Annotated in this window: 10 protein-coding genes; 5 read left to right on the top strand and 5 right to left on the bottom strand. The window is 54.5% G+C overall.

Going from position 1 to position 13,541, the window contains the following annotated elements; translation table 11 throughout:
- Positions 1-738: glycosyl hydrolase family 95 catalytic domain-containing protein (locus tag VGM48_RS10085; protein WP_333783782.1), on the top strand; the 738-nt coding region annotated here is incomplete at its 5' end.
- Between the two features lie 33 nt (positions 739-771).
- Positions 772-1,806: a DUF4097 family beta strand repeat-containing protein gene (locus tag VGM48_RS10080; RefSeq protein WP_331578624.1), complete on the top strand. Its 1,035-nt coding sequence runs from the start codon at positions 772-774 to the stop codon at positions 1,804-1,806.
- A 51-nt stretch (positions 1,807-1,857) separates the two neighbouring features.
- Here VGM48_RS10080 and VGM48_RS10075 read toward each other — a convergent pair whose 3' ends face one another.
- Both VGM48_RS10075 and VGM48_RS10070 read right to left on the bottom strand, forming a co-directional pair.
- A complete protein-coding gene (locus VGM48_RS10075) occupies positions 1,858-3,555 on the bottom strand; it encodes a RagB/SusD family nutrient uptake outer membrane protein (RefSeq protein ID WP_331578622.1) in 1,698 nt (565 codons plus the stop codon).
- 24 nt (positions 3,556-3,579) lie between these two features.
- On the bottom strand, positions 3,580-6,732 hold the full coding sequence (locus VGM48_RS10070; RefSeq protein WP_331578620.1) for a SusC/RagA family TonB-linked outer membrane protein: 3,153 nt from the start codon (positions 6,730-6,732) through the stop codon (positions 3,580-3,582).
- A gap of 158 nt (positions 6,733-6,890) precedes the next feature.
- Here VGM48_RS10070 and VGM48_RS10065 point away from each other — a divergent pair, with 158 nt between their 5' ends.
- Positions 6,891-8,240: a M28 family metallopeptidase gene (locus VGM48_RS10065; protein WP_331578618.1), complete on the top strand. Its 1,350-nt coding sequence runs from the start codon at positions 6,891-6,893 to the stop codon at positions 8,238-8,240.
- A 103-nt stretch (positions 8,241-8,343) separates the two neighbouring features.
- Entirely contained in the window at positions 8,344-10,776 is a 2,433-nt protein-coding gene (locus VGM48_RS10060; protein WP_331578616.1) for an ABC transporter permease, read from the top strand.
- Positions 10,777-10,802: 26 nt separating this feature from the next.
- On the opposite strand, the gene VGM48_RS10055 is transcribed toward VGM48_RS10060, so the two are convergent.
- Positions 10,803-11,231, bottom strand: a complete 429-nt coding sequence (locus tag VGM48_RS10055) for a VOC family protein (RefSeq protein ID WP_331578614.1) — start codon at positions 11,229-11,231, stop codon at positions 10,803-10,805.
- Between the two features lie 50 nt (positions 11,232-11,281).
- On the opposite strand from VGM48_RS10055, the gene VGM48_RS10050 reads away from it, so the two are divergent.
- Positions 11,282-12,178, top strand: coding sequence for an S-adenosyl-l-methionine hydroxide adenosyltransferase family protein (locus VGM48_RS10050; RefSeq protein ID WP_331578612.1), 897 nt, complete (start codon positions 11,282-11,284; stop codon positions 12,176-12,178).
- A 14-nt stretch (positions 12,179-12,192) separates the two neighbouring features.
- Here VGM48_RS10050 and VGM48_RS10045 read toward each other — a convergent pair whose 3' ends face one another.
- Together VGM48_RS10045 and VGM48_RS10040 are read right to left on the bottom strand one after the other, a co-directional pair.
- Entirely contained in the window at positions 12,193-12,963 is a 771-nt protein-coding gene (locus VGM48_RS10045; protein ID WP_331578610.1) for an esterase family protein, read from the bottom strand.
- Entirely contained in the window at positions 12,918-13,517 is a 600-nt protein-coding gene (locus VGM48_RS10040; RefSeq protein WP_331578608.1) for a GDSL-type esterase/lipase family protein, read from the bottom strand. Before VGM48_RS10040 ends, VGM48_RS10045 begins: the two co-directional genes overlap by 46 nt.
- Positions 13,518-13,541 lie beyond the last annotated feature (24 nt).

Here is a 13,541-nt window from a genome sequence, read left to right as displayed (position 1 = left end):
TTTCTGGCGGGGGTGGCCACTGCGCGGCGGCGGTTGTTTCCCTATTTAACCGGTTCGCAGGGGCAGTTGCAGGAATGGTATAAAGACTACCCATCCCCGGACCCGCATCACCGGCATGTGTCGCATCTGTATTCGTTGTATCCGGCTGACGAGATCTCGGCGGACAGTACACCTGAACTTGCCGGGGCCGCGAAGAAGGCGTTGGAACTGCGGGGTGATGAGGGGACGGGCTGGAGCATGGCCTGGAAGGTGAATCTTTGGGCGAGGCTGCAGGATGGGAATCATGCGTACCGGCTGTTTCGGAACCTGCTGCGGCTGACGAGAGAGAATGATGTGAAATTGAATGGCGGGGGTGCTTATCCCAATCTTTTTGATGCTCACCCTCCTTTTCAGATAGACGGGAATTTTGGCGGCGCGGCGGGTATTGCCGAAATGCTTTTGCAGAGTCAGGAGGGAGATGTGCACCTGTTGCCGGCTTTGCCGGATGCCTGGAAGGAGGGGTCTTTCCGGGGGCTGGTGGCGAGGGGTGGATTTGTCGTGGAGGCAGGGTGGAAGGAGGGAAAGCTGGTCAATGCGGCTATTGTACCGCGGCTGGATGGGATTTGCCGGGTAAGGACGGCGGGGCCGATGCGGTTAGTGGGAACGAAACTGAGGTCTAAAAAGGCTGCTAATGGCTGGGTTCTTCCCTTCGAGGCGAAAAGTGGCAGCCGGTATGTTTTGAGAAGTGTAACTTTATAGGGGGTCTGAGCGTCCCAACCGAAATAGCTATTTATGAAAAAAATATTGTTCTTACTGGCCCTGGGGCTTCCTGTGGCAGCACTGCATGCGCAGGGAGACCGTCAGCCCTATCTTCAAAAAACCTTTGCCCGTGGGGCGGTCCATGAGTTGGAAACGCAGACTTCGGGAGGAAATATATCGGTGTCCGGGTCTACGACCGGGGATGCCCGGGTCGAAGTCTATGTCCAGGGAAATAACGGCAGGCATGATCTAAGCCGGGAAGAGGTGCAGCGGAGGATGGAAGAGCAATATGATCTGACGGTAGAGTTGCAGGGGAATAAGCTGGTGGTGGTGGCCAAGGCCAAGAAGGATATCAACTGGAATAATCACAGTGTATCTGTGTCGTTCCGCATCTTTACCCCGGTGGAGGTCAGTGCGCATGTCCGGACCAGCGGCGGTAATCTGGACCTGAAGAATCTTACGGGGAACGAGGATTTCCGGACCAGTGGCGGAAATATCGATGCCGACCATCTTGTCGGGACTATTATCGGCCACACCAGTGGCGGGAATGTTTCGATCACCGACAGTCGGAATAATATCGACCTGCAGACCAGCGGGGGGAATATGGATGCCGCGCGTTGCGAGGGCAAGATCGAGCTGGCGACCAGCGGTGGAAATGTAGGGTTGCGTGATGTGAAGGGCAGCATCCGGGCCACGACTTCGGGCGGTCAGGTAGACGGCGGCCGGATAAACGGCGAGCTATATGCGCATACTTCGGGCGGGAACATCGATCTTGGCGAGGTAAGCGCCAGTCTCGAGGCATCGACCAGCGGTGGGAATATCCATGTCAACTTTTTGTCGGCTGGGAAATACGTCAATCTTTCCAATTCCAGCGGCGATATTACGGTGACGCTGCCGGGTAACCAGGGGATGGACCTGCGGATCAGTGGTGAGCGGGTGCATGTGACGGCGATGAATAATTTCCGGGGCGACCAGGATGAGAAGCATATCCGTGGGACGGTGAATGGCGGAGGGATCCCGGTAAAGGTAGATGGGAGCGGGGGGAGTGTACATGTGAGCTTTAAATAAACAGCGTGAACCAGATAAGAAAAAGCCCCGCGTGCTGCGGGGCTTTTTTTGTTAGTTCTTTATCTGGGCGGAGCCTCCGGATGGAGGGTTGAAGTCCAGTTCGTTTTGTGGGATATCCCAGTAATCGGAAAAGGAATAATCGATGAAGCAGGGGAGTACCTGATAACCGGCGGTGCCGACGAGGGTGCCGGGTACTACGATATTTCCGGTCCTGCCGCCGCCCTGGGATGCAGGTGCGGTAATGCCCCAGCGGCGGTAATCATACCAGGAGGTGTTATGCAGGTAGAGGCCGATGCGGCGTTCGCTGTGGAGCTGGGCTATTGCGGTGGCCTGTGAAATGCCCGACCCTGCGAGGGGGGCAAGACCGGCGCCCTGGGAAGCACGCACCTGGTCGATCAATATCAGACCGGCGTTGACGTTGCCTGAATAGATGTCGGCTTCGGCAACCATGAGGGCGGTTTCTTCCCAGGTGGGGGCGATGGGAACGGTGGCTCTGGGATCATAATCCTCCGTGGCGTATCTGCCCAACCCGCTGGTGTCTTCGATGTCGATGGGGATATAGCGGCTGCCAAACTGGATACCGCGGTTTAGTACATTGACCACGGCTCCGCCGGGATAAGGCTTGAAGGCCTTCAGGCGGAGGTCACCCGGCTGGATATCCTGCATCAGCCGTTCGCTGACGAAGGACAGGCCGCCGAGAACCGTGTGCAGCATCATGGGATGCAATAAGAAGCCGAAATTTTTGGTGAGGTCGGGCACGCCAGCGGGGGCTACGCCCCATTGGAGTGTATTGTCGTTCTGGGTCATGCCTGCTGCTGCGAGGCTTTGTACGGTCGACCAGTCGGAGGCGGTCATGGTCGACACCTTGCGGTTGACCAGGTAATTGCGGGCCTCGAAACTTTTGATCTGCCGGACCCACATCGCGGGGGTAATCACCTTGTTGGGCAGGTTAAAGGTGGGGATGATCGCCTTGAAGGTGGCATCATAATCGGCATTTTCGGAGATGCCGCTGAAGATAGAGGCTGCCTGGTCGAAATTACTATTCGCCGCGGCGATCACCTGGTCATGGGTGACATAGGTGCCGCTTGTCAGACCTTTGGCGGAACTATCGGGCGAATCATCGACGACGCCGGCAAGATACATCGAGCCGATCTTGGAGTAGGCATAGCCTTTCCAATAATAAGCCCATGCCTGGAGCAGCTTTTTCTTGGTGGCGGCATCCCCGGTGAGTTTGAGGTCGGGATTATCCAATGCCAGCAGCAGGGCATTTGCCTGGGAATTGACAAAGTAAAAGCAATCCCATTCGTACTGGATGGAGTTGCCATCGCCCGCGGCGCGGGTATTAAAGGATCGCAGGATATCCAGCTGGGTGGCAAACCCGGACGGGTTCTTTACGACTGTGTTGTAAGGCGCCGGCAGGGTAATGGTGGCGATATTCATGGGATAGCGGGAGCCGAAGTTGGAATAGGGCGTGAAGTCTTCGTCGCCCATATTGCTTTCTATGTACCAGGCGATATCGAAGAAATTGAGGTTGCCGTCTCCTGTCTCGAAGGCGACCCATTTGTAAAAAATGCCCTGGGCAAAGGCATCTATGCCGCTTTCGGTGATCAGGGAACTTTGTGGCGTAGGCGCATTGGGATTGGGGAGCTGCAGGATCGTTTTTTTACAGGCTCCCAGGATCAGCGTAGAGGCAAGGACCGCCAGGAGAGATCCTTTCCCAAAACGGAATTTATATAGTTGCTTGTTCATTTTATTTCTGTTTTAAATAATCAATTAGAATCCGACGTTCAGGGCAAACTGATAGGACCGGAGGTTTGGCGTGCCATAATAGTCTACCCCGGTGAAGGCCCCTATTCGCTGGCCTGACAGGTTGTTTCCCTGTTCGTCATAGGCGCCGATATTCTCGGGATCGAGACCGCTGTACTTCGTAAATGTCAGCAGGTTGCGTCCAGATGCGGTGATCGTCAGCCGTTTGATGGCCTTTGTGCCGGTGACATACCGGGAAAGGTCATACGAGACGGAGAGGTCTTTGAGCCGGATATAGGAACCATCTTCGATGAACGGAGAGACGGGCAGCCCGACGTTATAAATGGAGTTGTAGTAGTTGACGAAGGACCCGGTTTGACCCTGAATGGTGACCTTTTTGTCCAGGTCTCTGGATTCGCCGCCTTGTCCGCCGGTGCCACCTACAGGTCTGTACAGCCATTGTTTGGTGACATTGTAGATGCTGTTACCGTGGATCCAATCGAACTGGACCGAAACGCTCAGCTTGTGGAAGAAGGTGAACCGGTTGGTCAGCGAGGACGTGAAGTCCGGATAGGCGTGGCCTACTGCGGAAAGATTGTTGGTTGGTGTATACTGTACGTAGTTGTTGCTATTGAGCACCACCATTCCCGTGCTGGTGACGGAGTAGTTCCCCTGCTGTGCGAGGGGGATGAGCGGTGTCTTGCCATCCGGTCCCAACTGGTTGACGGAATGCAGGGGGGTCTGTACATAGAACAGACCGAGGGGTTTGCCTTGTTTCAGGGCGAAGGCGAAGTCGACAACATCCTGGCCATTGGCGATCTTGTTTACGATGGCACGGCTATATCCCCAACGGGCGCTGATGTCCCAGGTGAAGGCACGACCATTGTATACGCTGGCGTCGATGGACAGGTCGACCCCATGGGAGGTAATGGTGGTGAGATTGTCGAGCCGGGTGGAGTAGCCGGTTGAAGGTGCTACCTGGGCGTTCTGATAAGCATCTTTTGTCTTGCGGTTCCAGTAGGTGGTGCTGACCGTCAATCGCGGCAGCCATTCGCCGCTAAACGGGGCGACCGTGAAGTCCGTACCGACCTCCAGCTCATAGTTGATAGCCAGTTTCAGACTGTCATTGGTAGCCTGAGAGGGGTTGGCTATGGCCACTCCGGTGCCCAGGGTGACGGGGGTGAGCGTGGTCTGCCGGTCGTAGGGTCCAGGCTGGACGCCGGCCGCGCCATAGGCTGCACGGACCTTCCAGTCTTTAAGCCATCCCTGCTGTCCTTCCATGAGCTCGGACGGCCGGAAATATACGGTTCCGCGTGGGAATGTAGCGGCCTTGTAAGCGGCGCCGAACGCACTGCCATAGTCGGACCGGATGCCGGCGGAGATACCGAAGAGATTACCCCAATCGATGGTTTGGTTGACCAGGAGACCGTAGGTTATGGTTGACTGGTAGAAATCGCCTGCCGTTTTGGTAGTCGCAGCGCCAATCGATGGCGGGGGGTAGGCGGGGAGCCCGATGCCTTCCGCATAGTATTGTCTTACCGAAGCCTTGCGGTAATCATAGGCAAACTCGGTGGTCGTCGTGATCGGAAGATTGGAGTGGAAGTCTTTTTGGAAGTCGGTGCGGACGAAGGCAGAATACAACCCATTCTGGAAGATGTTCTTTGTGTTCTCGTTTGTAAGGGCTCCCTGTCCGCTGGGTCCCCAATAGGTATTGAACTTGATGTATTGGAGGTTGGAAGTCTGATTCTGGTAGTAGTTCTTGTAGTCGTCGGCGTTGTAATCCAGGCCGTATTTAACGTCCAGCTCCACGAAGCGCGGGAACTTATAATTCACGTCGAAGTTCTGGAAGATGTCGAGTGTTTGGTGGTTCTGGTGGTGCCATTCGTTCTCCGACAGGGTATTATAGCCACCGGAAGAATTGTTTGTTTTAAAGGGATAGTGCCCCGTGGAGTCCCGCCAGGAGAAATCGATGAAGTTATAGGAGGTGAGCATATTGAACCGGTTTCCGTTGAGGAGGTTCTGGGCGCCGACGATCGCCTGGGTGATGGTCCGGAAGGTAAAGCCTTTAAAAGGGTGAATACCGATGTTGACGTTGAAATTGGTGCGGTTGAACTGATTGCTCAGCACGTCCTGCTGGCTGAGCTCGGAGGCGCCGAGGGAATAGTCCGCTGTTTGGGTACCGCCGGTGACATTAACCGAATTCGAGAAGGTCAGGGCCTGACGGAATCCCTGTTTCAGGTGGTCGTAGGTCGGGATGTTATACGTTTTGTCGTTTGTCAGGAAGATGTTGGCGGCTGTCGTCGGGACCGGTACCTGGGGATCGCTCCAGATGCCGGTTGCGTCCTTTGTGACGAGATGACCGCTGCCATCCAGGAGATTGTTATTGGCATCCGTCACGAAGTGGTGATGATTGCTCAGGAGATTGTTCTTGCCTTTCAGGATATTGTCTATGCTGACCTTGGAATTGAACGTGATGGCCATTTTGCCATTGAGCACCCCTTTCTTCGTGAAGACCTGGATGACCCCGTTGGCGCCCTGGGCGCCGTAGAGCATGCCGCCGGCGGGACCCTTTACGACTTCGATGTGGTCCACGGTGGCGGGATCGAGGTTGTTGATGTTGTTGCCGGAGTTCATCTGTATCCCGTCGACCAGGATCAGCGGATTGGTTCCGTCCAGGCTGTTGACGGCCCGAAGGATGATATTGAAGCCGGCACCGGGTGTGCCGCTGGTCTGCTGGACGCTTGCGCCCGCGATCTGTCCGTCAAGGGCCTGCTGGACATTGGTGGTGACGCTGGGGGCGAAATCTTTTGAGGAGACGGTGGCTACGTCGATGGGAACTTTTTTTCTGCTCGTCGCCACGCCGACGCCTGTTACTACTACATCGGACAGTGCTTTTGATTCGGGGTTGAGGCTGACCGTGAGTTGTTCTTTTGCCTCGAGTTCCACGGCTTCATAGCCAACATAGCTGATGACGAGTTTTGATCTCGGTTTTACGTGGAGGGACCAGGTGCCGTCATCTTTGGAGGTGGTGGCGTTTCGGGTGCCTTTTTCGGTGATGGTGGCTCCTGCGATGGAGGCGCCTTTCTCATCTGTGACCTTGCCTGTGACAGTGATCGCCGATTGGGCCCTCCCTTGCGTAAACGCAAATAGAATAGCCACGGCTACTAATAGCAGTCTCATAATCTTGTTTTGGTTAAGTGATATATTCTGTTTGGGGAAGGTATACTTATGTGGCCGAATAAATTTCAGTGAAGAGACTAAAATTTAGCGGAGGGACACACTAATAAAAGGCGTAGTTGTGAAAAATGTAGATATTTGTCAAAACTGCTTTAACAAACATGAAGAAAATAATTGCTATTACAATGTTGCTCGGTGTGCTGTCTTATGGACAGGCCCAAACCACAATCGTCCGTGACCCTGAGATCGAAGCCATGGTAAAAGAAGTGAATGCGGATAGTCTGCAGTCTTATATTAAGGGGATGGTTGCCTTTGGTACGAGGAGTACGGTGAGTTCGGTGACGGATAAGAAGAAGGGTATCGGGGCGGCGCGCAACTGGGTGCTCGGCAAGTTCCAGCAATGGGCGGCGGGATCGGGTGGCCGGCTGACGGCTTTTGTCGACACGACCACCTATCCGGCTGATGGCCGGAGGGTGAAGGAGCCGATCAGCCTTGGGAACACGGTTGCTACGTTGAAGGGCACCGATCCCAATGATAACCGGATCTTTATCATCAGCGGGCATCTTGACAGCCGGCGGACGGATGTAATGGATGGAACCAATGATGCGCCTGGCGCGAATGATGACGGCAGCGGGAGTGCGGCCGTGATGGAGTGTGTCCGGGTAATGAGTAAGCACTCTTTTCCGGCGACGATCATTTTTGTGACTGTGAGTGGCGAAGAACAGGGCTTGCTGGGATCGACCTATATGGCGAAGAAGGCAAAGGCGGCCAACTGGAATATCGAAGCCATGCTCAACAATGATATTATGGGGAGCAATAACAGCAATGAAACAAATATCATCAACAATACGCAGGTACGGGTCTTTAGCGAGGGGCTTCCTGCGTATGACCTGGACAAGGTGGCGAAGGGGATCCGGCAGATGGGCTTGGAGAATGACGGGAAGGCCCGTCAGCTGGCGCGTTATGTAAAGGAGATCGGCGAGCGATATGTCGACAACCTGGAGGTGATGATGATCTACCGGAATGACCGGTTTCTGCGGGGTGGGGACCATAGTCCTTATGTGGAGAACGGTTATGCGGCGGTTCGGATCACTGAGATGAACGAGAATTTCAACCACCAGCATCAGGATGTGCGGACTGAGAAGGGTGTTGTATATGGCGATCTGCCGGAGTTTATGGATTTTGAGTATCTGCGTAAGAATACGGCTATGAACCTGGTGAACCTGGCCAACCTGGCCAAGTCGCCCTCGATGCCGCAGGAGGTGAAGGTGGAGGTGCGGAATCTGACGAACGGCACCCAGCTTTCCTGGAAGGCTTCCGCGATGGGCAAGGTAAAGGGATACTACATATTAATGAGGGAGACGACAAGCCCGGTCTGGCAGAAGAAGATCTTTACTACGGCTACGGAGGCGAAGCTGCCTTATTCAAAGGATAATTACTTTTTTGCGGTTCAATCGGTGTCGGAGACTGGGAATGAGGGGCTTCCGGTTGTGCCGGTGCCGGGACGGTAGGGGCTTGCGGACGCGCCGGCTTTGCCGACCGATGGCGTCCGGTTTTGAGGATGTTGTAACCTTTTGGAGGCCCCAGCCGTCTTAATGATCTCAACCCTTCCTCATGTTAAAAAACTACTTCAAAACTGCGCTGCGCAGCCTTTGGAAAAGCAAAGGTTTTTCTGCCATTAACATTGTCGGTTTGGCTATTGGTCTGGCGACCTGTCTGCTGATCCTCATCTTTGTCATGGATGAGCTGAGTTATGACCGGTTCAATACCCAGGCCGACCGGATCTACCGGTTGGATGGGGAGATCAAGTTTGGCGGGAACCATTTTATCCTGGCGGTGGCGCCGGCTCCGGCGGGTCCTACGGTGTTGCGGGAATATCCCGAGGTGGTGAAGGAGGTGCGGTTCCGGAATAACGGGGGAAGGCTGGTAAAGAAGGGCAATCAGAATATAAAAGAGGAATCGGTGATCATGGCCGACTCCACCCTTTTCGAGGTTTTTTCCCTGCCGATGATCGCCGGTGATCCGCATACGGCCCTGAAAGAAAGCCGGAGCGTCGTGCTTACGGAGAAGATGGCAAGGAAGTATTTCGAAGGGACGAATGTGGTGGGGCGTACGCTGATGATCAATGATTCGTTGCCTTACAAGGTAACGGGGGTGATCAGGGATATTCCTGCGCAGAGTCATTTCCATTTTGATCTATTCCTCTCCTTAACGGAATCGGAGGAGGCCAAGCGAACGGATGACGGCTGGTTGAGCAATAACTTCAACACCTATCTGGTATTACGGGAAGGGACCGATGTGAAGAAGTTTGAGGCTAAGATGAACCAGGGGCTGGTCAAGGAACATGTTGCGCCGCTGTTGCATGCGGCTGTGAATATTACAGTCGAGGAATTCTTTAAATCGGGGAATATGGTGGGTTTCCATCTGACGCCGCTGACCTCGATCCATCTGCACAGCAATAAGACGGCGGAGCTGGATGCCAATGGAAATATCCAGTATGTCTATATCTTTTCGGCGATCGCGGCTTTTATCCTGCTGATCGCCTGTGTTAATTTTATGAACCTCTCCACGGCCCGGAGTTCCAACCGGGCAAAGGAGGTGGGTATCCGCAAGGTGCTGGGATCGTTGCGGGGGAATCTTATCTCTCAATTCATGATGGAGTCGATCCTCGTCAGCTTTATCGCGATGGTGCTGGCGGTGGGCCTTGCCTATCTATTGTTGCCTGTGTTCAACCAGCTTTCGGCCAAGCACATGGAGATCGGCCTTCTTACGCGGCCGTGGCTATTGCCGTCGATGGCGTTGCTGGTAGTGATCGTCGGGTTGCTGGCGGGCAGCTATCCGGCGTTCTTCCTGTCGGCTTTCCGGCCGATCCTGGTGTTGAAGGGGAGTGTGGCGTCGGGATTCAAGACCAGCTATCTGCGGAATTCGCTGGTGGTTTTTCAGTTTGGCATTTCTATTTTTCTGATCGTCGGAACGGCGGTGATCTATCGTCAGCTGGGGTATATCCATGACCGGGAGTTGGGTTTTAACCGGGACCAGGTGATGGTGGTCTACAACCCGTATGTCATGGGCGACCAGGCGAAGACCTTTACGAAGGAATTGTTGCGGCTTCCGGGTGTCGGGGGCGTTACGATGACGGGGTATCTGCCAACGTCGGATAACCGGAATGACGATGCTATTTTCCTATCGCCTGACCTGGATGTCAAGAAATCGATCAGCATGCAGACCTGGCCGGTGGATGAACAGTATATCCCGGTGCTGGGCATGAAGATGGCCGAGGGGAGGAACTTCTCCAAAGATTTTCTCACCGATTCCAATGGGGTGATCGTGAATGAGGCGGCGGTCCGGCTGATGCAGGGGCAGAAACCGGTGGGTTCGAAGCTGTATGTCATCGATGATATCAAGACGAAGAAGGTGAAGGAATATCATGTTGTGGGGGTGGTGAAAGACTTTAATTTCAACTCGCTGCGGGAAGTCGTCACGCCTGTTGTATTGTTTCTTCAACGGGATAATGGGCGGATCGCGTTGCGGGTCAAGACCAAGGATGTTCACCGGCTTGCGGGGCAGATAGAGACGTTGTGGCGGAAGATGGCGCCTTCGCAGCCGTTTAGCTATAGCTTCATGGATGATGAGTTTAATAATATTTACCTGGCCGAGCAGCGGATGGGCGGCATTTCTTTATCGTTCTCGCTGCTTGCGATCTTTATTGCCTGTCTGGGTTTGTTTGGGCTGACGGCCTATGCCGCCGAACAGCGGACGCGGGAGATCGGCATCCGCAAGGTGCTGGGGGCGTCGGTGACGGGGATCATCCGGATGTTGTCGCGGGATTTTCTGCGGCTGGTGGTGGTGTCGGCGGTGATCGCGTTTCCGTTGGCCTGGTGGGCGATGCATCATTGGTTGCAGGATTTTGCCTATCGGATCACGATCGGGTGGGAGATCTTTGCGGTGGCCGCGGCGATTTCCGTGGGGATTGCGTTGGTGACGGTGAGTGTCCAGGCCATCAAGGCGGCGCTGGCGAATCCCGTGAAATCCCTGCGGAGCGAATAGGGCGGAGGCCATCGGCCTTTCCGGCGTTATTTTGCAAACAGCTGGCCGATATCCTGGAAGGCTTTAAATTCGAGTGCGTTGCCGGAAGGATCGAGGAAGAACATGGTCGCCTGTTCGCCCGGGAGGCCTTTGAACCGGATATAGGGTTCGATGACGAATTTTATGTTGTGGGATCTGAGCCGGCGTTCGAGCTGGTGCCAGTCTTCCCAATCCAATACCACTCCATAATGCGGAACGGGTACATCATGGCCATCGACGGGGTTATGGTGCCGCTGGTCGGCTTCTGCCGGCCTGGGTTTCAGGTGAATGACAAACTGGTGGCCGAACAGATCGAAGTCGACCCATTGGTCTGAGCTTCTGCCTTCTTCGCATCCCAATACATCACGATAAAATGCCCGGGTTTCTTTGAGGTCGTAGACGGGTACGGCTACATGGAAGGGAGTGATCTTTTTCATGTGGTCAAAAATACGAGGGAATCCCCTATCTTACTATGCAAATTTTAACTATGATCAGGAGTCTTGTTTTGGGCCTGCTTCTTTTGGGTGGGCTTTGGTGTCCGGCGCAGAAGAAGATCGTCGTGTATCAATCCGATTTTGGGTTAAAGGATGGGGCGGTGTCGGAGATGAAGGGGGTTGCGATGGGGGTTTCGCCGGACCTGAAGCTTTTTGATCTTACCCATGAGATACCTGCGTATAATATCTGGGAGGCCGCGTACCGGCTGCAGCAGACGGTGCCGTACTGGCCGGCGGGGACTGTATTTGTCTCGGTGGTGGATCCGGGTGTGGGGACGGCGAGAAAATCGGTGGTATTGCTGACGAAGACCGGGCAGTATATCGTGACGCCGGACAATGGGACGCTGACGCTTATCGCGGAATCGTTGGGTATTGCGGGGATCCGGGAGATCGATGAGGCGGTGAACCGGCGGCAGGATTCCAGGAAATCGTATACTTTTCATGGCCGGGATGTGTATTCCTATACGGGGGCGCGGCTGGCGGCGGGGGTGATCAATTTTGAGCAGGTGGGGCCGTTGTTGCCGAAGCAGGAGGTGGTATCTCTTCCGTATCAGCATGCGGTGATGGAAGGTGCGGTCATCAAGGGAACGATCCCGGTGCTGGACATACAGTATGGGAATGTGTGGACGAATATTCCGGCGGAGCTTTTTCAAAAACTGGGGGTGAAGTTTGGGGAGATGGTTGTTGTGCGGGTGATGCATGGTGGGCAGATGGTTTACCAGGGGGAGATACCTTATGAAGAGACCTTTGGGTCGGTGGAGGTGGGTAAGCCGCTGGTGTATCTGAATAGCCTGCTGCAGTTTTCCATTGCCTTGAACCAAGGTAATTTTGCGGCGGCGCATGGGATCGCCAGTGGAGGGGAGTGGATGGTGGAGGTGAGGAAGAAATAGCGGGCCTGGTGGGCTTAGAGATAGAGCTGAACCATGTGGCGCCAGTAGCGGGCTTTGTGGGATTCGCCGTCCCAGAGGTGGAGGGCGTTCCAGATACCTTTTTCCCAGAGGGCGTTGCTGATGGCTTTGTTGTTTTCGAGGAAGACGTCTTTTTCTCCTACGACGAAGATGATCTCCATGGTCTTTAGCTGGCCGATGAGTTGGGAATCGGTGAGATTGGGGATGAACCTGCCGGGCATATTGTAATAGATGTTCTCGTCGATGTATCCGTCGAAGAGATCGTCAAAATATTCCATGCAGGTGGTCAGGTCGTAGCGGCCGCTGAGGCCGACCATTTTGTGGAAGAGGTTCGGGTATTTGAAGGCGAGGTTGGCGGCGTGGTAGGCGCCGAGGCTGCAGCCTGCGGCTATGATGGTAGGGCGGGGGTTGTTCTCGCGGATGAGGGGGAGGACTTCGAACAGGATGTATTTTTCATAGTCCAGGTGGCGGTGGATGCGTTGGGCGGGGTGCAGGTCCTTTGCGTAGAAGCTTTCCCTGTCGATGCTGTCGAGGCAGTAGACCTGGATGGAGCCGGATTCGATCTTTTTGCGGAGGGCGTCGATGACCTGCCAGTCTTCATAGTCATAGAAGCGGGCGGTGCGGGTGGGAAAAAACAATACGGGGTCGCCGGCATGGCCGAAAACCAGCAGTTCCATATCCCTTTCGAGATAGTTGCTGTTCCATTTATAATATTCGCGTTTCATGTGGTCCTCGCCGATAGGTACTGCCCAATGATCTCTTTCCATAAAGCATAGCCTTTCCCGTTAATATGGAGTCCGTCGGGATCCAGGAATTCCCTTTTCGGGTAACCGGCATTGTCGGTCATCCGGTTGTAGATATTTATAAAATGCAGGTTGTTGGCCTGCATTTTTATTTCTTCCTCGATGATCTTGTTGGTATAACGGATGCTGTCGACGATGTTCCAGCGGCTGATACTTGGCTTTATGGAAATGAAGGCGAGGGGGATATCTCCAAAGCGCTGGCGGGTGCGGGTGACAAGTTGTTGAAAAAAGATGAATACCTCTTCGGGGTGGCGGCCATCGCCGAGATCGTTGTCGCCGGCGTAGACGATCATGGATTTGGGGTTGAAGGGGGCTACGAGGCGGTCGAAGAACCAGTCGCATGCGGCGAGCGTGGAGCCGCCGAAGCCCAGGTTGACGGGTTGATAGCCTGCGAAATCCTCTGTCAGGCTTTCCCAGAGCCGGATGGAGGAACTGCCGTAGAACAGCAGTTTTGGTTCGTAGGTAAGGGCTTTCCTTTCCTGTTCCAGCCTTTGCACCTCGTTTTCGTACCAGACCATAGAAGGGGTTTGCTTCTCAAATAT

The sequence above is a fragment of the Puia sp. genome (assembly GCF_036500295.1).
Classification (GTDB): Bacteria; Bacteroidota; Bacteroidia; order Chitinophagales; family Chitinophagaceae; genus Puia.
Note: the sequence above shows the minus strand (reverse complement) of the source record. Positions and strands in the feature narration are given on the sequence as shown.